The following is a 20,978-nucleotide window of genomic DNA, read 5'->3' on the forward strand; positions in this document are numbered from 1 at the left end:
TTCAGCCTAGTGCTGCGGGGACGACGCCGACCGACGGCGTGGGGATGTCTCGTACGACACCGACGGTCTCGATCGTGAGGGCGGCCGCGGTCGCCTCGGTGTACGAGAGCACAGGGAGGCCGTCCGTCTGCGCCGAGACGAGGCGTCGCACGGCCGGCCGCAGCGACGGTGCGCACACCAGCACCGGCTCGCCGCCCTCGTGTACCGAGGCGACGGCCTGCTTCACGGAATCCACCACCGCCTCCATGCGCTGCGGATCGAACACGATCTGGCTGCCGTCGTCGCCCGGGCGCAGGCTCTCGAGCATCGCCTGTTCGAGCATCGGGTTGATCATCACCACGCGCAGGGTGCCGGCATCCGCGAACCGGGCGGCGATCGCGGGGCCGAGCGCGGCCCGTGCGGCTTCGATCAGGCCCTCGGGGTCGGTGGAGACCCTGGCGCGCAGGGCGAGCGCCTCATAGATGCGGCTGAGGTCGTTGATCGGCACCCGTTCGGCGAGGAGGCCCTGCAGGACGCGCTGGACCTCGGCCAAGGACATCAGCGCAGGCGTGAGCTCCTCGACGGCAGCGGGGGAGACCTGTTTGAGGGCGTCCGTGAGCTGGCGCACGTCTTCGCGGCTGAGCAGGCGTGCAGCGTGGGCGTGGATCACACTGGACAGGTGCGTGATGATCACGCTCGCCCTGTCGATCACGGTCGCACCGGCGAACTCGGCGCTGTGGCGCATCTCCATCGGGATCCACTTGCCTTCGAGCCCGAAGACCGGGTCGAGCGTCGCGGTGCCGGGGAGGCTGTCCAGCCCCTGCCCGAGGGCGAGCACGGAACCGACCGGCGCCGTGCCGCGGCCGGTCTCGACACCGGCGATGCGGATGACGTAGGTCGCCTGCGGCAGCTCGATGCTGTCGCGGGTGCGGACGGGCGGCGCGATGAGCCCGAGATCGAGGGCGATCCGGCGTCGGAGGGCCTTGACACGCGCGAGCAGATCGTCGGGTCCGCCGGTGACCAGATCGATGATGTCGGGGGCCAGGAGGATCTCGAGCGGATGCACGCGCATCTTCTCGATGAGTTCCTCGGGCTGGTCGGCCGGGGCGGCGGAGGGGCTCTGCGCGGCGGCGGCCGCCTCCTCGCGCTTCTGGGTCGCCTTGATGCGCTGGGCGATGAGGAGGAGGAGGGCGCCGATCGCGACGAACGGCAGCATCGGCATGTGCGGGATGAGCGACATGATGATCGCGGCGCAGCCGGCGATGATGAGCGCATTGCGGGATTGGCCGAGCTGGGCGGATGCCGCCGTCCCCATCTCCGCCTCCGCCGTGGAGCGGGTCACGATCATGCCGGTGGAGACCGCCATCAGCAGCGCCGGGATCTGCGTGACCAGACCGTCACCGATCGTGAGCAGGCTGTAGGTGTTCACGGCCTCGTCGATCGTCATGCCGTGCTGCACGATGCCGATGGCGATGCCGCCCACGACGTTGATGATGATGATGACGAGACCGGCGATCGCGTCGCCCTTCACGAACTTGGACGCACCGTCCATCGCTCCGTAGAAGTCGGCCTCGGCAGCGACCTCGGCGCGACGCTCGCGCGCCTCCGCATCGGTGATGAGTCCGGCGTTGAGATCGGCGTCGATGGCCATCTGCTTGCCGGGCATCGCATCGAGCGTGAATCGTGCACCGACCTCGGCGACGCGCTCTGCGCCCTTCGTCACCACGACGAACTGGATGACGACCAGGATGAGGAACACGACGGCGCCGATGATGAGCGAGCCGCCGACCGCGATGGCGCCGAACGCCTCGATCACCTGCCCTGCGTACGCCTCGCCGAGCACCAGACGGGTCGAGGCGACGTTCAGTCCCAACCGGAACAGCGTCGCCACGAGCAGCAGCGAGGGAAAGACGGAGAAATCGAGCGGCTTCTTGACGAACATCGACGTGAGCAGGATCACGAGCGCGAACATGATGTTCAGGATGATGAGGATGTCGAGCAGGAACGGCGGCACCGGCACGACGAGGAGCATGATGATGCCCACGACGCCGATCGGCACCCCGAGCTTGGGAAGCAGCTGTCTCATGCGGTCCTCCGGTAGGGAAGGGAGTGGATGCCGCGGGCCGCCCCGCGTCGTCGCAACGAGTCGACGAACACGAGCACGCGTGCCACGGCGTTGTACAGGTCTTCGGGGATCTCCTGGCCCAGCTCGCACGCGGCGTGCAGGGCCCGGGCGAGGGTGATCTCGCGCACCAGCGGCACACCGGCGCGCACGGCCTCGTCGCGGATGCGCTCGGCGATCACCCCGCTGCCCTTGGCGACGACCTTGGGGGCGGCGCGGCCGGGCTCGTACCGCAGGGCGATCGCGATGTGCGTCGGGTTGACCACGACGACGTCGGAGCCGGCGACGGCCGCGATCATGCGGTTGCGGCTGACGGCGAGCTGACGCGAACGTCGCTGCTGGCGGATCAGCGGATCGCCTTCGGAGTTCTTGTTCTCGTCGCGGATCTCGCGCTTGGTCATGCGTGTGTGCTTGCGGTTGCGGCGCATGACCACGAACATGTCGATCGCGGCGAGGGCCAGGCCGACCCCGATCGCGGTCTGCAGCAGCGCGGTCGTGCCCTCGCTCGCGGTGCCGAGCAGGCGGGAGATCGAGTGCGCGCCGCTCGCGGTCAGCACGGGCATCAGGCTCGCGATCACGAACCAGAGGGCGATGCCGATGGCCGCGGTCTTCATGAGGGCCTTGGCGCCCTCCCAGAGGGCCTGCATGCCGAACACCCGGCGGATCCCGGTGACGAGGTTGAACTGTTCGAAACGGCCGGTGAGCGGCTTCAGATGCACCCCGCCCTGGATGACCGCGCCGATCAGGGTGACGATCGCGACGGCGGCCAGCATCACGGTGAGCGTCGGGAGCACGGAGGCGAGTCCGCGCCCGAGGGCCGCCAGAGCCGCCTGCGGTGTCGGAGCATCGACCAGGGACGTCAGCGTGAGCAGCTGCTCGGTTCCCGCCGAAGCCCCCAGGGCGATGGCCGCCGGCATCGTGACGGCCGCCGCGCCGATCCCCAGCCAGGCGGTCAGATCCTGGCTGCGTGACAGCCGCCCCTTCTTGCGGGCCTCGCTGAGGTGCTTGTCCGTCGCCTTCTCGCTGCGTTCGCCGCTGTCCGTACCGCTCATTCGTGCACCCCCTGCATCATGCGCAGGGCCTGCGCGGCGAGGGAATCGACGATGCCGGGGAGGACGGCGTAGACGGCGCCCGCGAGCAGCAGCGTCAGCAGGATCTTGACCGGGAAGCCCATCGCGAACGCGTTCAGCGCGGGAGCGACGCGGGTGATGAGTCCCAGCCCGACATCGGCGAGGAACAGCACGAGCACCAGGGGCCCGGCGATCTGCACGGCGGCGAGCACCATCTGCGAGACCCCGTCGACGAGGAGCTCTGCGGGTCCCGCCGCCTGGAACATGCCGTCGACGGGCACGGCCTCGAAGCTGCGGGCGAGCCCGGCCAGGATCAGCTGATACCCGCCGGACGCGAACAGCAGCGTCAGCGCGGTCAGGTGGAAGAGCCGGGTGAACTGGGCGCCGTTCACGAGCGAGTGCGGGTCGAAAGCCTGAGCGAGCTGGAACCCGCCGAACACGTCGATCAGGCTGCCGGCCGCCTGCAGCGCCGAGAAGCACAACAGCACGAGGAAGCCGAGCAGGGCACCGGTGACCAGCTGCAGAACCAGGGCCCCGAGGAACGGGCCGGTGTCGAGGTTCACGTAGCCGGGGGCCACGGCCGTGCCCACCGCGAGGGAGAGCCCGATCGCGAGCATCGCCTTCACCCGCACCGGAATCGCCCCGTACGAGAACGGCGGGGCGATCATGATGAAGGCCGTGATGCGCACGGCGGTGAGCATCGTGGCTTCCAGCCAGGCGAAGTCGATCGGGATGTACACGTCGTCATCCGCTCAGCAGCGAGGGGATACGGGCGAACATCTCGTTCGTGAAGGCGATCATCTCCGCGATCATCCAGTTGCCCGCGATGAGCAGGGCGATCCCGACGGCGACGATCTTCGGCACGAACGACAGCGTCACCTCCTGCACCTGCGTGATCGACTGCAGCAGCGAGATGGCGAAGCCCACCACGAGGGCGGTGACCAGCACGGGCGCGGCGAGTTTCGCCGCGATGAGCAGCCCCTGCGTTCCGATGTCGATGACGGCTTCGGGACTCATCCCACCCCTCCGTAACTCTCGAGCAGCGCCCGGATGATGAGCCCCCAGCCGTCGACGAGGATGAACAGCAGGATCTTGAACGGCAGCGAGATCATCACGGGCGGGAGCATCATCATCCCCATCGACATCAGCGCCGCGGCCACGACGAGGTCGATGACCAGGAACGGGACGAAGATCACGAAGCCGATGATGAACGCGGCCCGCAGCTCGGAGATCATGAACGCGGGGATGAGCGTGTACATCGGGACGCTCGAAGGGTCCTCGGGGTTGGGCTGACCCGCCATCCGGGTCATCAGGGCGAGGTCCTCTTCGCGCGTGAAGCGGAGCATCCACTCCTGCAGAGGCAGCTGGCCGACGTCGATGGCCTGCGTGAAGGTGAGCGTGCCGTCGATGTAGGGCTGCACTGCCACCGTGTTGATCTCGGTGAGCACCGGCCACATGATGAACAGCGACAGGAAGAGCGACAGGCCGGCCAGCACCTGGTTGGGCGGGATGGTCGGCAGCGAGAGGGCATTCCTGGTCATCGCCAGCACCACGAAGATCTTCGTGAAAGACGACATCATCAGCAGGAGCGCGGGGGCGACCGAGAGCAGGGTGATGCCCAGCAGGGTCAGGATCGAGCCGGACGGACCGCCGTCGACGCCGTTGATGTCGATCGTGACGCCCTCGCCCGGGTCGTCCGGGGTCACCTGTGCGTGGGCGGCCGTGCCCGACAGGAGCGTCATCACGACGACCAGCACCGCGGCCGCGGCGAGGATCAGCGCGATTCGCCGCAGCGCGCGCCCGTCGACGACCCCACGGGCGACGCTCATCGGGTGCGCCGGATGGCCTCGGCGGTCTGCCGCCAGGTTTCGGGGGAGAGGATGGAGCCACGCAGCGGGTCGTTCCGGTGACGGACCCGGCGTTGCGGCGCCGGCGTCACGGGAGGGCCGGCCGCCGATTCGGTCAGGGCGGTGGCGGCGAGGATGCGGTCGAACTCCTCGGCGTCGGACGCCGCCTCTGACGTCGTCGCCGACCACGTCGACCGTGCGGTCTCCTCCGGCTCATCTGCGGGTCTGACCGGCAGACGGTCGACGACGTTCACGCCGTGCTCGGTGACGCCGAGCACGTACCGGGCGTCCTCCGTCTGGATCACGACGATCTGCGCCTTCGGGCCGACCCCCTGGCGCCCGAGCACCGTGATCGCCTCGCTGTCGCGGCGACGCGCCTGCGTGCGCGCGACGCGTCGCTGCAGGAACCACAGCACCCCGAGCACTGCGGCGAGCGAGAGCACGACCCGTAGGCCGAGCAGGAGGTCGTCCAGGGTCAGGCCTCGACGTTCTCGAGGATGCGGGTGATCCGCACCGCATAGTCCTGGTCGACGACGACGACCTCGCCGTGCGCGATGATGCGTCCGTTGAGCTTGATGTCGGCCGGAGCGCCGGCGGAGCGATCGAGCTCGACGATGCGTCCCGGTTCCAGATCGAGCACATCGCGCACCGCCATCCTGGTGCGCCCGATCTCGACGGTGAGCTCCATCTCGACGCCCGCGATGCGGTGCAGCCGCCGCGAGGACGAGGAGGCACCGGCGGGCGCGCGCGTCACGACGACGGCGAGCCGGCCGACCGTGTGGTCGGCGTCGTCCTGGAGGTCGAAGAGCTGCACGGCCGGGTCGGCGAAGAGGGAGGAGGCATCGCCGACCGTGCCTGCGCCGAGGGCACCGGCACCGAGCGCGCTGGTCGCGCTCTCCAGTGCATCGCGCAGCCGGTCGGCCAGGGGCGTGCCGCCGAGGCCGTCGACCAGGATCTCGGGTTCGAACAGCTGCACCGCCAACTGCGCGCTCGCCTCGCCGACGAACTGCACGACCAGGGCGTCGCCGGTGTCGCCGGAGACCTGCGAGGCGCGCGCGACGAGAGGGGAGGCGGTCGGCAACGATGCGGCGAAGGCGGCGGCGACGGCGGACTCGTAGGTGGTGGTGCTGGTCACGCGGGCTCCTCGGCGAAAGCGGGATCGGGGACGGTGGTGGTGACGACGCAGGCCAGGCGCGCTCCGGCACTGCCGACGGCCGCCGTGGCGACGGTCTGATCACCGACGGAGAGGACCATCGGACGATCGGCGGAGTGCGGGAACGCGATGACGTCGCCGACGGACAGATCCAGGACCTCGCGGGGCAGCACGGCTCGCGGTGCGAGTCGCAGCGCGATTTCGACCGGGGCGATCTCGACCTGGCGACGGATCCGGGCGGGTGCCGCGGTGCGCTCGTCGTCGGACGGACGCACGGTGAAACCGGCGAGCACGGAGGCCGGCAGCATCACGCTCGTCGGCACGGTGCGACCGGCGAGCCGCATCGAGAACCGTGCGACGATGACGGGTTCGCCGGATGCTGCCACCTGGGCGAACTGCGAGCTGTACTGGATGCCGCTGAAGGCGACCCCGGTGGGGAGAAGACCGTCGAGCGCACCGGTGAGGTGGTCGATCGCGTCGACGATCAGCGATCGGATCAGGGCCTGCTCGATCGGGGTGAACGTGCGGTCCTCTGAGGCTGCGGAAGCTCGTCCGCCCACCATCTGCACGATCCAGGCGGTCGCGGCGGAGGTCGGCAGCTGCACGATGAGGCGCTCTTCCGAGTCGGGCAGGGCGCACACGATCATCGTGGTCGTCGTCGGCAGCGACTGGGCGTACTCGCCGTATGTCATCATGCCGACGTGCTCGACCGCGATGGTGGCGCGCACGTGGATCTTCGCCGAGAGCTGCGCGGACCACTGGCGGGAGAAGGTCTCGAAGGCCAGTTCCAGTGCTCGGGTGTGCTCGCGCGAGAGGGTCGCCGAACGGCCGAAGTCGTACACCTCGACGTCGGCGCTCTTCGTCGCCGTTTCCGCGCGCACGTCGGAGCGCACGCTGTCCTCGATCACCACGAACCGGACTATCGGGCGGTGAACGGCGTGCGTTAGGTGAGAAGGCGGGTCAGGAGGACGGCTTTCCCGCCTGTGCCTGGGGGATGAGCGCGCGCACCTCCTCGTTCGCATCGGAGAGGACGACGATGTCGACCCGTCGGTTCTGGGCCAGGGCATCGGGGGAGTCGCCTGGGGCGACCGGCCTCGTGTCGCCGAATCCGACCGATTTCAGGTGCGCGGGCGGCAGCCCCGAGGCCTCGACGAGGTGCCGCAGCACCTGGGTGGAGCGTCCGGCGGACAGCTCCCAGTTCGTGGGGTACGGGGCGACCGATCCGCGCACGTCGGCGTGGCCCTCGACCGAGATCTCGTTGGCGGTGGTGACCAGCACCGAGCCGAGCGCGTCGAGGACGAGGAGCGCTTTCGCACTGAGCGTCGTGCTGTTCGTGTCGAAGAAGGTCTCGGCACTCACGAGGCCGATCGTGAGGCCGCGCTCATCGATCGTGAAGGTGACGTCGGCTTCGAGACCGTTCTGGGCGAGCACCTGACGCAGGCGCTCACGCAGCGCCGACAGCTCGTTGAACTCGGTCTGCGCAGCGGCGAGGTCGATGTCGGCGAAGTCCTCGCCCTTCTCATCGACCAGTTCGGGAGGCACGACCACGCCTGTCGTTGCGTCGATCTCGTCCGAGGGCTCCTGCCCGAAGCCGGTCGCGAGGGAGGCGCTGAGAGCCTCGAACTTCTCCTGGTCGACGGTCGACATCGCGAACAGCACGATGAACATGCACATCAGCACCGTGACCATGTCCATGTAGGACGCCATCCACCGCTCGTCCGGACCGCTGTGCTCCTCCTGCGGCACGCGGCGACGGGCACGGACGCTCATGACGCCTGCTCCGTCTCCTCGGCTGCTCGGGTGCGGGCCTTCCGGCCGGAGCGGGCGGAGGAGCGTTCGGACACGAGGGCTCGCAGGCGCTCGCCGACGAACTGCGGCGGTGCGCCGGCCTGGATCGCGAGCATGCCCTCCATGAGCACGGTCATGCGTTCGAGTTCGAGCTCGCCGAGACGCTGGAGGCGTCCGCCGATGGGCAACCAGATGAAGTTGGCCGAGAGTAGACCCCACAGTGTCGCGACGAACGCTGTCGCGATCATGGGACCGAGCGTGTCGGGCTTGTCGAGCTTCTCCAGCACGTGCGTGAGGGAGACGACGGTGCCGATGATGCCGACCGTGGGCGCGAAGCCGCCGAGCGTCATGTAGAAGCGTGAGGCGGTGCGGTTGCGGGCGGCGGTCGAGGTGAGCTCATCCTCCAGCAGCGTTCGCAGGTCTTCGGCGTCGGTCCCGTCCGCGATGCTCTGCAGCGCCTGGCGCAGGAACGGGTCCTTCTCGTCCTCGAGTCCCTGCTCGAGGGCGAGGAGCCCTTCGGCGCGCGCCTTCTCGGCGTAGCCGACCACCGTGTCGATCATGCTCGACGCGGTGCGGCGCTCGCCGCGGAAGGCGCGGGGGAGCGACTTGACCGCATGCAGCGCATCGCGCACCGTGCCGCTCGCGATGCCGACGGCGATCGTGGCTCCGAAGACCAGCACCATCGGGGCGGGGATCAGCAGCGATCCGATGGTGGCGCCCTCGAGGTTGATCATGGCGATCAGTGCGCCGAACGCGAGGACCAGTCCGAGGATGAGAGACGGATCCATCAGAGACCGCCCTCGGCATCGGGGGCGGCGGAATCCGATCCGGCGGTGCTGATCAGAGCGGCGGCCGTGGCGAGCACTCCGGCGCGGAACCGGGTGATCTGCGCGATCACGTCATCCATCGTCTCGGTCACGACGAAGGTCGCACCGTCGACCATGATGAGCGTCGTGTCCGGCGTGGCCTGGACACGTTCGATCAGGTCGGGGTTCACCGCGAACCGCGAACGGTTCAGGCGCGTGAGGACGATCATGGGCTCCATCCTGGAAAGATCCGTCCGTGTTCCGGGGAGCACGGACCCGACGGCCCGTCCTGGGCTGTCGGGGGTGACTGTCGGCCGGCCGGCTCCGGTCGTTAGCAAGGCCCGGTTCGGGAGGTTCGCGCGACGAAGTTGCCGTCGGCGTGGAGCAGAAGCGCGAGCAGTCCGACATTACTCGTCTTTAATTGATCTAAACCTTAGTAACGAGTGCGATACTCGTCTTTGTGGACACTGATGCAAGTACGCCGGGAACCAGGTGGCCGGCACACACCGTGGAGACGCTTCCGTGGCGCCAACAGGTCCGTGGCGACACTCGGGACGATCGGACGCTGGCATCCGTCGACGCCACGATCCCCCCGATGATCGCGGGTCTCGACTACGCCGCCCCCATGGCGACAGTCGTCGCCTCGGAGGGTGCTCTGCTTGCTATCGCGCAAGCGGATACCGACGCGGAGGGGCATTCGGCGGCGCTGAGCCGATTCATGATGCGCACAGAATCCGTCGCGTCGTCGAAGATCGAGCGGATCACCGCCAGCGCGACCGACTACGCCAGGGCGCTGGCCGGCAACCGTTCGAACGCCTCGGCCACGAGCATGGTGGCGGCGAGCACGGCACTGCATGGCCTCGTCGCCGGAGTCGGCGACCGAGGTCTGTTCGCGGTCGAGGACCTCCTCATCGCTCACCACGACTTGATGAAGGACGATCCCGTCGAAGCGGCGTATGCCGGTCGTTTGCGTGACATGCAGAACTGGATCGGGGGAAGCGACCACTCGCCGCGAGGTGCGCTTCATGTGCCACCGGCACCGCAACGAGTCGCCGCGTTGATGGACGACCTGATCGCTTTCCTCAACCGAGACGACATCCCGGTGATCGTGCAGGCGGCGATCGGACATGCGCAGTTCGAGTCCATCCATGCGTTCACGGATGGCAACGGTCGTCTCGGCCGCGCCCTCGTGTCGGCCGTGCTTCGTCGCCGTGGCGCTGCCGTCAACGCCGTCGTTCCCCTGGCGAGCGGGCTTCTCGCCAAACGGGACGAGTACTTCGCCGCGCTCGGCGACTATCGGCGGGGTGAGCCGTCGCCGCTCATTGCGCTGTTCGCCCGGGCGGCCCGCGCAGCGGCTTCGTGCTCGCGCGAATCCATCGCCCGCATCAAAGGTCTTCCAGCCGAGTGGGCGAACGAGCTGCGCCCGCGGGCCGGTTCTGCGGTCGCCGCGCTGATTCCCGGGTTCTACGATCACCCCGTCATGGCAGCAGGCGAGATCGAGCAGCGCTCAGGTTCGTCGGAGCAACAGGCCTACAAGGCCATCGCTCAGCTCGAAGCGGCAGGATTCGTGCAAGAGATCACCGGACGCAAGCGGGACCGTGTCTGGGTCGCCGCCGAACTGCTCGCGGAGCTCGACGACCTCGACCGGCGGATCCAGGCGGAGATGGGCAACTGAAGGGCCAACCGGCGGGACTGCGATCACGTGGGTGTCGCTCCGAGATGCTTCGTGCTCGCAGTGCGACCGAGACGACTCAGCGGTCGGCGAGCAGGCGGTCGCGCACCTGACGACGCAGCACCTTGCCGATGAGCGACCGGGGGAGGTCGTCGACGGCGGTGATCCGGCGAGGCACCTTGTAGGGGGTGAGCCGGGTGCGGCAGAAGTCGCGCAGCGCATCCACGTCGAGGGCCGCACCGTCGCGGAGCACCACGGCGGCGGCGACCTCCTCTCCGCCGTGGGGTCGCGGCAGACCGACGACCGCCGCGGCGACGACATCGGGATGGGCGACCAGCGCGTCTTCCACCTCGCTGGGAGACACGTTGAACCCGCCGGTGATGATGAGCTCCTTGAGGCGGTCGACGATGCTCACGAACCCGTCGGAGGAGACCTGGGCGATGTCGCCGGATCGGAGCCAGCCGTCCGGCAGCAGGGCATCTGCCGTCTCGCCCGGACGCCCCCAGTACCCCTGGAAGACCTGCGGTCCGCGGATGAGGAGCTCGCCGGGCTCGCCGGCGGGAAGGTCGACCGCAGGGTCGGCCGGGTCGACGACGCGGATCTCCGTGCTCGGGAAGGGCACCCCGACGGTGCCGGGGCGACGCGTCGGGCCCATCGGGTTGCCCAGCGCGACCGGTGAGCTCTCGGTCATGCCGTAGCCCTCGACGAGCAGACCGCCGGTCGCCTCCTCCCAGCGCTTCACCGTGGCGACCGGAAGGCTCATGGCGCCGGAGATCGCGAAGCGCACGGTCGAGAGGTCGATCGTTCCTCGGCCGGCCGCACGTGCGAGCGCGTCGTAGATCGGCGGTACGGCGGGAAGGAAGGTGGGCGGCGTCGTACGCGCCGCCGCGGTGACCAATCCCAGGTCGAACGTCGGGAAGAGGACGAGTCGCGCGCCGATGCTCATCGCGAAGGTGAGGCACAGGGTCATGCCGTAGGCGTGGAACAGCGGCAGCACGCCGTAGAACGTCTCCTCGCCGTCGACGAGACCCGGCACCCACGCCCGCCCCTGCATCGCGTTGGCACGGAGATTCGCGTGCGTGAGGATCGCTCCCTTCGGGACACCCGTCGTCCCGCTCGTGTACTGCAGCAGGGCGATGTCTTCCAGGCCCGGTCCCCCCACCCGTCGGGAGAGGCGTCGGTGATCGGCGAGGCTCTTCCACGCGATCAGGTGCCGCGCCTTCGGGGCGCCGGTGAGCTTCGCCCTGGCCTCGCGGGCCCGGGGCAGGGGCAGGCGGAGCGCGAGGCGCTTCGACAGCGGCATCGCCGTGGTGATGTCGACGCTCACGATGTGCTCGACCTTGACATCGACGGGGAATCCGGCGACCGTGTCGACCGATTTGTCCCACACGACCGCGACGCGGGCGCCGTGATCCTCGAACTGATGCCGCAGCTCGCGCGCGGTGTAGAGCGGGTTGTGCTCGACCACGATCGCGCCGAGCCGGAGGATCGCGTAGAAGGCGACCACGTGCTGAGGGCAGTTGGGCAGCACCAGCGCCACCCGGTCGCCGTGGCCGACGCCGAGGCGCCGCAGACCCTCGGCCGCCCGCTCGACCTGCTCCCCGAGCTCGCGATAGGTCGTGACCGCTCCGAAGAAGTCCAGTGCCGGGCGCCGCCCGAAAGACTTCACAGTCGCCGACAGCATCTCGGGCAGAGTCTGCGACGGATCCGCGATCTCCGCGGGGACACCCTCCGCGTAGGAGTCGAGCCAGGGTCGGGAGGCGAGCGGGGATTCGGGCATGCCTCCATCCTGCCCGGGATCCCTCTCAGCGGACACCGCATCCGTTCAGCCGAGGAAGAGGAGCACGATCGACAGGATGACGGAGGCCGCGCCGACCCCGGCCAGCGTGATCCCCAGCACCTGGAACGCATGCAGCAGGGGCCGTCGGGGTTCGAACCGCATCAGGCTCGGGTGCCGTTCACTGAGGAACGCGTCGGCTTCTTCCCGCCCGTGCCAATGGACCGATTCCTCCGCGCGCAGCGGGCGCTCCCAGAAGTCGCCGGCGGCGAACCAGCGTGCTCGCGCCCGGCCGCCGTCGTCCTCGACGATGACCACCTCGTGCGGCACCCAGGAGCCGTCGTGCAGTTTCACCAGGAGCACGATCGCGAGCAGCGGGAGCCCGATGCCGAGGCCGATCCACGAGAGGACCTCGGCGATGGTGCCGACAGCGTCGACCGCGTTCATGACCGGCTCCGTTCTCCCTCAGACGACAGTACCGGCGAAACCCGGCGGCCTAGGCTGACGGGGTGGACGAAGACACACGGAACGTGCAGGCGGCGCTGGCGAGCATCACCGAGCACTGGCAGCCGCATCGATTGACGAGCATCAACGACTACGACGTCAAGGTCGTCAAACTGCTCGGCGAGTTCGTCTGGCACACCCACCCCGATACCGACGAGCTCTTCATGGTGGTGCACGGAGAGCTGACGATCCAGCTGCGCGACCGCGATGTCGTGCTCGGACCGAACGATGTCTTCGTCGTCCCGAAGGGCGTCGAGCACTGCCCGCGCGCCGATCAGGAGGTGCACGCGATCCTCTTCGAGCCGAAGGGCACCGTCAACACGGGCGATGCCGGCGGTGAGATGACATCGGAGCTCCGCGAGTTCGGATAGCCGGACAACCCGCAGCCGGAGCATCGACGTCGGAACAGCCGGACCGAACCTCCCGACGACGAGACGGTCAGGTGAGGGCGACCCCGTGACGTCGACGGCGGACCAGGAGTCCCCCGGCGAGGATGAGCAGGATCCCGATCCCTGCGAACAGGGATACGGCGGGCCCGTCGACTCCGGTGGACGGGAGGCCGCCGCCGCCGCCGTCCGGATTCGGATCCGGGGGTGGAACGAGGTACACGTTCGTGATCGCCGCGATCTGAGACGTCGGCGGCTCACCTCCGGTGGCCGGGGTGGTGATCGTGACGGTCTGGCCGTCGTTGAGCCTCGACCCCTCTCCGAAGGCACCGACCGCACCGGTCTCGGACACTCGGCACACCGAGCCCAGCGGGATCCCGTCGAGGCGCGTGCGAAGGTCGTCCGCGCTCGACACGGTGAGGGTGCCGCCTGCGGGGAGCACGAGGGGAACGCCGGCGACCGTGCACTCGACGAGGAAATCGAAGCTGTCCGGAGCTCCCCCCGTGTCGCCGGCCAGCACCTTCTGCACCCCGAGGTCGCCGTCGAGCAGGGTGACCCCGGCCTGCACGGGGGCCACGGAGTACTCGCGCCCGCCGGCATCCGTGCCCACCGCGCCCATCTGATTCCACGCGAAGCCCCCGGCATCGGGGACGGTGATCGGAGCGAGGTCCGGATACTCCGGCGATTCCGGAACGTTCTGCGTCTCGTAGTGCAGCGACAGCACCTGGCCAGGGCCGAACGACCCGGCCGCCGTGGCGGTGAAGTCGATCGTGACCCGGATTCCGGTCACCTCCTCCCACGCGCCGGCGTAGGAGCGGACGGGCACCCAGGTCGCGGTGGTGTCGCAGAGCAGATCGCCGAACCATGCCGAGCTCGATCCCGTGCCCACGCAGGGCGAAGCCGAGGTCGTCACGTCCAGGGTCAGGGTCGCTCCGACCGGGAGGATGTTCGCGGCCAGGGACTCGGGGAGGAGCACCGGGTCGAATGTGGTGTTGCGTGCAGCGCCGGTCGCCAGCAGCCGGTCGCCGATCCGCGGCAGAGGATCGACGATCGATACGGTCTCGAATCCGACCGTGCCGCTGTTCACGACGGAGAGCCGCCAGTCGTCCGTGGCGCCGACAGCGGTGTAGGCGGCGCACGGTGTGCGGGTGTAGCCGTCGGGGTCGAGCGGGCAGGCCGCGTCGGGGTTGTTCAGGTTGACCTCGCCGTCGACCAGGTCGCCGTCGACTTCGCCCTTGACGTACTTGTACGCCGCGAGGGATCCTCCCGGTGACGGCTGGACGTAGTTGGTCGTTCCGCACTGGTCGTCGTCGAGGCCGGATACCGTGCCTTCCCCGTTGCCGGACGCATTCGTGCAGGCGGTGAGCGCCTCATCGGTCGTGACGACGAACGTGTTGGTCGTGAACTCGTCGAGAGCGAGTCCCGGGGCCAGCACGAGGTTCACGGTGATCGTGAAGACCTCACCGGGTGACATCCGATTCCCGCCCTCCGGCCAGGTGAAGGTCACGTTCTTGCCGGCGTTGTCGATCAGAGCCGACACATTCGTCGACAGCGTGCCCCCCGCCGAGGTCTGATAGGTCGGTGGGGAGAAGTCCCAATCGAGGTATTCGGGGAGCGTGTCGACGAGCTGGTCGATCGTGAGGAAACCGGTGCCGGTGTTGGTGAACTGCAGCGTCCACGGGAGGCTGGCGCCGATGGACACGACGTGGCTGGTTCCGGGCTGCGACTTCACGACATCGAGCTCGTGCGTGCCGGGATCGATCGTCAGGTCGGCATCGGCGTCGGCGTCGGCATCCGCATACAGTCCATCGAGTCGCTCGCTCACGACCGTCGCCGTGTTCGGGAGCGTCGTCGGCAGCGACAGGTCGGTGCCATCTCTCTGTGTGGTGAGCGCGACGATGTCGAACGCGAGCTGCGCGGTCCAGTCGTCGGGCGGTGCATTGCGCGAGAAGACCTCTCCGGCGGCATTGCGGAACACCGCCCGAAGGCCGACGATCGCGGCCGGATCCGCCGCCGTGGGGAGCGCCGCAGTCGCCGCGAACGCACCTTCGACCCAGGTCGATCCCACGAGCGCGTCGATCCGCACCTGGTCGGCACCGGCCGGCAGCACCACGGTCAGCGCAGGGTCGGGGGCCAACTGCATCGCGTTCCAGAAGGCGGCGTCCGCATCCGTGATGGTGACCTGCTGGGTCGCCGCGGTGGAGGAGCCGTCCGTCGCATCGAGTGTCACGGTGACGGGGTCTTGCAGCTGGGTCTCGAGAATCGATTCCGGATCGATGGTCTTCGCGAGCGTCGCATCCAGCAGAGCGCTGACGAGCACCACGGTGTCGTTCGCGGTGTCGCTCGGCGTCGAGGCGTTGCCGGAAGGGGTCAGGACCGGGTCGTAGGACTGGGCGATCACGTCGTTGGCGACGGTGCCGGGCTCCACGAGCTGATCGGCATCCGAACGCTCGTACTGCCGCACCTTGGTGACGATCCCGACGCTCAGATCTTCCCCGGCGCGGATGCTGCCGCCCTCGGTCGTGGGGTCGATGCCGTGGAACACGACGCTGATCCCGACCACGGTGGCCAGATCGACGGCGGTGAGCGTTCCCGCGTCGGTCACGGAGAGTGTGCGGGTGCTGAGCGTGCCATCGGTCGCACGGTCCCAGAGCGTGACGGTCGACGCGGCGGGGTCCACCTGTTCGACCGGGTAGGCGAAGGTGAGCGATTGCACGGTGAGGCGCTCGTAGGGGTTGGTGTCCGCGTCGTAGACCGCGTCGTCGAACGGGTCATCCGCCCAGGCGCCGGGAGCGCTCACGCACTGGTCCGCCGCTCCGGCCGCGCAGGGGATCGGATCGGTCACGCGCACGTACGACGCGCGTGCGGTGCTGTCGTTCCTGGCATCGATGTCGAACGTCACGTCCGGATAGTTCGCGGGGTCGACGTCGGCGGACTCCGGGATCGTCACGCTCGACGGCGTGACGGTCTTCTCGACCGAGACGAGCGGCGGCTGGTCGATCAGGGTGATGTTGTCCTGCTCCGAGTCGCTGCCGTTGCCCGCTGCCGAGGTCCAGTCACCGCGGAGGCTGTTCCACACGATGCCGGGGTCGGGGTCGTTGAAGGTCTCGTCGGCGCTCACCCAGCGGTCGCCTGTCGCCGTGTCGTCGCGCACGACGTTGCGCAGCTCCCAGGTGAGGAAGGTCGGCCGGTATTCTCCGACGGCGGAGGTCGCGAGTCCGGAGCCTGGTTCGGGTCGCGTGGGATCCGTGCTCGCGGTGCGTGCGGCGTCATCGGGCTCGTAGACCAGGCGGACTCCCGTCGTCCCGGCGGTCTGCGCGGGCGTGAGCGTGTAGCCGACGAATCCGTCGGCTCCCATCCAGGTTCCTCCCGGCGCGGCGATGGGGGTCCACACGCCATCGACGAAGAGCCAGACCTCGGTGATGTCGTCCCAGGCGAGCAGGGGATCGTCGGCGAGAGTGACCGGATCGATGCTCAGCAGGTCGAAAGCCTGGAACACGGTGGTCGCTGCGCCCGGGGGATCCATGTCCGGAGCCGTGGCGGGATCGGTGAGGACGAGGGTGTCGATTCCGCGGGTCCCGGTCCGCCACTCGTTGCGCGTGGAGACGATCGCGCCGGACTGCGCATCGAGGAAGTCGGCATCGGTGGTCTTGTCGCTCGTCTGGACCCACCGCTTGTTCGCGTCGACGCCCACGCCCTCGCCGGTGGCGGGAGTCTGCACGCCGATCGTGTCCTGGTCGGTCACGACGTCGCTGTCGATCCCCTCGGGCAGGCCGTCGACCTCCCCGTGGCTCTGCGCGCTCGCCTCGTTCTCATAGACAGTGGGCTCCTGCGCGGACTGCTCGTCCTCGGGGGCATCCCGCGGGTCGGTGGGGCCGGATCCGTCGCGCAGGTCGGCCCGCGCATCGAAGACGACGTTCGGCACGACGCTGAACCCCTGGGAGAATCCGTCCGGGTTGTCGAAGGTGAACCGTATCCCGGTGACGTCGGAGGGGAGATCGGGTGGCGTGAGCGCGGCCGCGAACTCTGCACGGCTCATCTGGAACGTCTGCGCGGTCTCGCCTGTGCTGACCGTGGCGAGCGTCGCCCACGATCCGTCCGGCCGCTGGTACTCGACCGTCGCGGTGGTGTTCGGCGGGACCTGGGTGGGCGCGATCGCCACGATGTCGAACGCGTTCCAGAAGTCGTCCGCCTGGTCGTCGCGCCAGGAGTCCTCGACGACGATCTGGGTCGGATCCACCTGCGCGACGCCCGTCTCGGTGGTCGCGGTCAGGCTGGCGACCACACTGTTGCCCGGTTCGACGGCGCCGCCCGGCGTGATCTGCTTGTCGACCGCGACCCCGATCTGCGGGAAGTAGACCGTGATGTCATCGGCCGCTGCGTCGTCAGCGGTACCCACGTCGTTGGTCGCGGTCACGTCGATGCTGTTCGTCCGCTGGTGCGTCGGTGCCTCGGTGCTGACGAGCGCGAGCGAGGGCTCGATTCCCACGTCGATCGTCGCGACCGTGCCGGCAGGGATCTGGCCGGTGAAGTCGATGACGAAGCCGGTGACGGTGCCTGTGGGCGGGGTCGGCGCGTCCCCGTCCGCGAACGGGACGGGAGGCTGCGCGACCCCGTCGATGTACCAGGTGATCGCGCCGGCGGTGGCTCCGTCCGGGTACGGGATGCCGGAGGGGAAGCCGCCGAAGAGCATCTCGGCGTCGAAGAAGCCGAGATCGGAGATGCTGAGGCTCTGCACAGGGCCGTTCGACGTGTTCGTCGCCGTGAGCTCCGCCATCGCGTCTCCGCCGGCGGGGAGCTCCGCCGGAGTGATCGTCTTGCCCGCGACCACGTCGACGGTCAGCGGACCGATCTCGTAGGGCGCCGTTGCCTCGTCGCTCGCCGTCGCGCCGCCGGGTGCGTTCACGATGGACGTGACGCTGTTCGTGACGGAGGCGCCCGTAGCGAGCGAGCTCTCGTCGTTGCGATCCGTCGCGCGCTGCTCCACGGTGAAGCCCGTGGAGGCGGTGGCATCCGAGGCGATGGTGCCACCGGCATAGGTCAGGCGGATGCCGCCGACATCACCGGGGTCGACGCCGGCCGGCAGCCCGGGAGCGCTGCCCGGTGTGCCGGTCTGCCAGCTCCACGTCCCCGTTCCCTCGTCGTAGACATACGCGTCGACCTGGACCGTGGTCGCGTCCGGGGGAAGGGTCGTGGATACGAACCCTTGGAAGTCGACGATGCGGAAAGGATTGTCGGCGCTGAGGGTCGCCGCTCCGTCGACGGCGCCCGTCGGCTCCTGGATCACGAGTGCGTCGCCGCCGATGTTCGACTGGTTCTGGGCGCCGATCGTGATCTGGGAGGTCGCGCCGGGGTCGAACTGCTGCGAGGCGGGCGACCAGCTCTTGCTGGCCTCGACCCCGATGACCGTGTCGATCGTGACGACCGCATCCGCCGTGTCCGAGATGGTCGCGGGGACGTCTCCTGGACCGTTGTCCCAGTCCGCCGTCGCGGTGTTCGTCACGGTGTCGCCGTTGTACGCCCAGTCGGCGGGCAGGTCGAGCGGTGCGCGCAGCACCACGCTGAGCTTGAGGGTTCCGCCGGCTTCGAGGCCGACTCCGCCATCCACGGGCTGCTCGAAGACGACCATGACCGAGCAGTCGTCGGTGACCTCGACGGGTACACCGCCTTCTTCGACGCATCCGGTCGTGGTGACGTTCAGCGGCAGAGTGGAGGGGGTGTACGACGAGCCGACGAACTGGAAGCCGGCGAACTCGGCCGGAAGGGTGTCCGTGAGGACCACGTTGAGGCAGTCCACGTCGTCGCAGACCAGATCGACCGTGTAGGTGAACTCATCGCCGGGCTGCAGGGAGTCCTGTGTATCGAGTCCGTCGACGAGCTTGTCGATGCGGAGCGAGGATTCTGCGGCCTGGGCGGCCAGCGGGACGACCAGTCCGGCACCGACGAGCCCGATGATGGCGATGAGGGCCAAGAGGAAGCGGCGCAGCTGGTTCTCGGCGGGTCGATTCGTCCTGGACATTGTGCTCGTTTCGTGGGGAAGCCGCGAGGGCAACGAAGGAGTACAGGCTGCCGATGCCGCATGAGCGGATCAGATGTGGTGCGACGCCGGAGCCCACGTGGTCATGTCCTGAGGATTCTATGTAAGCGCACATCTGCGGTCCAGGGTCTGCGTCGTCGCTCTCACCCGCAGCGGGTGACAGCGACGACGCAGACGCGATGTGCGAGGGCGGCGTCAGCGCTTGAGGTTCGTGAGCTCCTGCAGCACCTCGTCGCTGGTGGTGATGATGCGGGCGTTCGCCTGGAAGCCGCGCTGCGCGACGATCAGGTTGGTGAACTCCTGCGACAGGTCGACGTTCGACATCTCGAGCGCGCCGCTGATGATGCCGCCGAGCCCGTCGGTGCCGGCCTGACCGAGCGTCGGCTCTCCGGAGTTCCCGCTCGGGCGGTACTGGGAGGATCCGGCCTTCTCGAGTCCGCCCGGGTTGACGAACCCTGCCAGTGCGACGCGGGCGAGCACCTCGGTGTCGCCGTTGCTGAATGTGCCGACGAGGCTGCCGTCGTTCATCAGCGCGTACGAGCTCAGGGTGCCGGCCGGCTTGCCGTTCTGCTCCTTGATCGCGACATCGCTGACGTCGGCGAACCCGGTGACCGCCGAGAGGTCGACCGTGACACCGCCGGAGACGATGGAGGAGGCCGCCGGCTGCTTGCCGTCGGTGAACGTGAGGGCGGTGTTGGTGCCGCCAGGCTCGGTGACGTTCCATCCCGTGGCGGTGCGGGTGAAGGTGAGGCGGAGCGACGTGGCCGTGCCCTCGGCGTCGTAGGTCTTGATGTCGCGCACCAGCTGCTCGCCGACGGCCGCACCGGAGGGCAGGTTGCCGGTGACGCGGGCGGTGGTGGTGGCCGTTGCGGGGCTCAGCGCTCCGACCGGGAGACGGATGTCGCCGATGCCCTGACCGGGCACGATCACGCCGTTCTGGGCCGTCCAGCCCTGCACGAGTGCGCCGTCGGCCGAGACCAGCTTGCCGCTCGCGTCGAACGAGAAGCCGCCGTTGCGGGTGTACAGGGTCTCGCCGCCCGAGCGCACGACGAAGAACCCGTCGCCGGCGATCATGAGGTTGGTCGGCACGCCGGTGGGCTGCGGAGCCCCGGAGGCGAAGTTCGTGCTGATGCCGGCGACCTGCACGCCGAGACCGACCTGGGCGGGGTTCTGACCGCCGGCGGCCTGCTGCGGCATCATCGAGTTGCGCACGAGCTGCGAGAGCGAGTCCTGGAACTGCACGGCCGAGGCCTTGAATCCGGTCGTGTTGACGTTGGCGATGTTGTTGCCGGTGACGTCGAGCATGGTCTGGTGCGAACGCAGACCCGAGATTCCGGCGAACAGAGAGCGGAGCATGGTGATGCCTTTCTGGAAGGGACTGGTCAGGACTGCGAACGGGGAGCGAGGGCGACGCCGGAGACGGCGTCAAGCGGGATGGAGGCGTCGCCGATGGTGACGAGGGGCACGGCGCCGGCGTAGGACACCGAGGTGACGATGCCCTTCTGTGTGACACCCTTCTCATCGACGTACTGCGCTTCATGGCCGATCAGAGCGGCTGCGGTCTGGCGCATGCTGAGCGCGAAGCTCTCGGTCGAGGTCGCCGTGAGCGCGGTCAACTGCTCCATCGAGGCCAGCTGCGTGGTCTGCGAGATCATCTCGTTGGTGTTCATGGGCGAACTCGGATCCTGGTTCGTGAGCTGTGTGACCAGCAGCTTCAGGAACACCTCGGAGTCGAGAGTCTTCTTGCGCTCCGTCGGGGGCGTGGTGCTGCCCGTCTGCACGCCGGAGGGCGGGATGGTGCCGGAGATGGGGTCGACCGTGGTCATGGGTTCCTCTC

General features: G+C 68.9%; 18 protein-coding genes. 2 read left to right on the top strand and 16 right to left on the bottom strand.

The features are described 5' to 3' along the window. Position 1 precedes the first annotated feature (1 nt). Genes GLO27_RS01165 through GLO27_RS01215 form a run of 11 tightly spaced genes read right to left on the bottom strand, consistent with a single transcriptional unit; the run spans position 2 to position 8,995 of the window. A complete protein-coding gene (locus tag GLO27_RS01165) occupies positions 2-2,065 on the bottom strand; it encodes a flagellar biosynthesis protein FlhA (protein WP_021198959.1) in 2,064 nt (687 codons plus the stop codon). Next, entirely contained in the window at positions 2,062-3,153 is a 1,092-nt protein-coding gene (locus GLO27_RS01170; protein ID WP_021198958.1) for an EscU/YscU/HrcU family type III secretion system export apparatus switch protein, read from the bottom strand. The genes GLO27_RS01165 and GLO27_RS01170 overlap by 4 nt, the downstream gene beginning before the upstream one ends. Then, positions 3,150-3,911 (bottom strand): flagellar biosynthetic protein FliR, encoded by a 762-nt coding sequence (locus tag GLO27_RS01175; RefSeq protein ID WP_021198957.1) that lies wholly within the window; start codon positions 3,909-3,911, stop codon positions 3,150-3,152. Before GLO27_RS01175 ends, GLO27_RS01170 begins: the two co-directional genes overlap by 4 nt. A 4-nt stretch (positions 3,912-3,915) precedes the next feature. Continuing rightward, the gene (gene fliQ, locus GLO27_RS01180) at positions 3,916-4,188 is read right to left on the bottom strand and encodes a flagellar biosynthesis protein FliQ (protein WP_021198956.1); all 273 of its coding nucleotides are present in this window, start codon (positions 4,186-4,188) and stop codon (positions 3,916-3,918) included. Then, positions 4,185-5,000, bottom strand: coding sequence for a flagellar type III secretion system pore protein FliP (gene fliP, locus GLO27_RS01185; RefSeq protein WP_021198955.1), 816 nt, complete (start codon positions 4,998-5,000; stop codon positions 4,185-4,187). The genes fliQ and fliP overlap by 4 nt, the downstream gene beginning before the upstream one ends. Further along, entirely contained in the window at positions 4,997-5,461 is a 465-nt protein-coding gene (locus tag GLO27_RS01190) for a flagellar biosynthetic protein FliO (RefSeq protein ID WP_021198954.1), read from the bottom strand. Before GLO27_RS01190 ends, fliP begins: the two co-directional genes overlap by 4 nt. A gap of 32 nt (positions 5,462-5,493) precedes the next feature. Then, entirely contained in the window at positions 5,494-6,153 is a 660-nt protein-coding gene (gene fliN, locus GLO27_RS01195; protein WP_021198953.1) for a flagellar motor switch protein FliN, read from the bottom strand. Continuing rightward, on the bottom strand, positions 6,150-7,082 hold the full coding sequence (locus GLO27_RS01200) for a flagellar motor switch protein FliM (protein WP_167253236.1): 933 nt from the start codon (positions 7,080-7,082) through the stop codon (positions 6,150-6,152). Before GLO27_RS01200 ends, fliN begins: the two co-directional genes overlap by 4 nt. Before the next feature lie 49 nt (positions 7,083-7,131). Continuing rightward, positions 7,132-7,941, bottom strand: a complete 810-nt coding sequence (locus tag GLO27_RS01205) for a flagellar motor protein MotB (protein WP_021198951.1) — start codon at positions 7,939-7,941, stop codon at positions 7,132-7,134. After that, the gene (locus GLO27_RS01210) at positions 7,938-8,747 is read right to left on the bottom strand and encodes a MotA/TolQ/ExbB proton channel family protein (RefSeq protein ID WP_021198950.1); all 810 of its coding nucleotides are present in this window, start codon (positions 8,745-8,747) and stop codon (positions 7,938-7,940) included. The genes GLO27_RS01205 and GLO27_RS01210 overlap by 4 nt, the downstream gene beginning before the upstream one ends. Then, complete coding sequence (locus GLO27_RS01215) at positions 8,747-8,995, bottom strand: flagellar FlbD family protein (RefSeq protein WP_167253238.1); 249 nt, start codon at positions 8,993-8,995, stop codon at positions 8,747-8,749. Before GLO27_RS01215 ends, GLO27_RS01210 begins: the two co-directional genes overlap by 1 nt. A gap of 230 nt (positions 8,996-9,225) precedes the next feature. Here GLO27_RS01215 and GLO27_RS01220 point away from each other — a divergent pair, with 230 nt between their 5' ends. Continuing rightward, on the top strand, positions 9,226-10,440 hold the full coding sequence (locus tag GLO27_RS01220) for a Fic family protein (protein WP_347878382.1): 1,215 nt from the start codon (positions 9,226-9,228) through the stop codon (positions 10,438-10,440). 76 nt (positions 10,441-10,516) lie between these two features. Here GLO27_RS01220 and GLO27_RS01225 read toward each other — a convergent pair whose 3' ends face one another. Both GLO27_RS01225 and GLO27_RS01230 read right to left on the bottom strand, forming a co-directional pair. Beyond that, on the bottom strand, positions 10,517-12,217 hold the full coding sequence (locus GLO27_RS01225) for a long-chain-fatty-acid--CoA ligase (RefSeq protein WP_167253240.1): 1,701 nt from the start codon (positions 12,215-12,217) through the stop codon (positions 10,517-10,519). A gap of 45 nt (positions 12,218-12,262) precedes the next feature. Further along, on the bottom strand, positions 12,263-12,661 hold the full coding sequence (locus GLO27_RS01230) for a hypothetical protein (RefSeq protein WP_021198946.1): 399 nt from the start codon (positions 12,659-12,661) through the stop codon (positions 12,263-12,265). A 62-nt stretch (positions 12,662-12,723) separates the two neighbouring features. On the opposite strand from GLO27_RS01230, the gene GLO27_RS01235 reads away from it, so the two are divergent. Next, the gene (locus GLO27_RS01235; protein WP_167253242.1) at positions 12,724-13,089 is read left to right on the top strand and encodes a cupin domain-containing protein; all 366 of its coding nucleotides are present in this window, start codon (positions 12,724-12,726) and stop codon (positions 13,087-13,089) included. A 67-nt stretch (positions 13,090-13,156) separates the two neighbouring features. Here GLO27_RS01235 and GLO27_RS01240 read toward each other — a convergent pair whose 3' ends face one another. The 3 genes from GLO27_RS01240 to GLO27_RS01250 form a co-directional block, all read right to left on the bottom strand. Beyond that, positions 13,157-19,123 (bottom strand): DUF5979 domain-containing protein, encoded by a 5,967-nt coding sequence (locus GLO27_RS01240; protein WP_167253228.1) that lies wholly within the window; start codon positions 19,121-19,123, stop codon positions 13,157-13,159. A gap of 213 nt (positions 19,124-19,336) precedes the next feature. Further along, positions 19,337-20,497, bottom strand: a complete 1,161-nt coding sequence (locus tag GLO27_RS01245; RefSeq protein ID WP_029258627.1) for a flagellar hook protein FlgE — start codon at positions 20,495-20,497, stop codon at positions 19,337-19,339. A gap of 26 nt (positions 20,498-20,523) precedes the next feature. Beyond that, positions 20,524-20,967, bottom strand: a complete 444-nt coding sequence (locus GLO27_RS01250; protein ID WP_021198940.1) for a flagellar hook capping FlgD N-terminal domain-containing protein — start codon at positions 20,965-20,967, stop codon at positions 20,524-20,526. Between the last annotated feature and the right edge of the window lie 11 nt (positions 20,968-20,978).

This window comes from Microbacterium sp. Be9 (assembly GCF_011754135.1).
GTDB classification, from domain to species: domain Bacteria; phylum Actinomycetota; class Actinomycetes; order Actinomycetales; family Microbacteriaceae; genus Microbacterium; species Microbacterium maritypicum_A.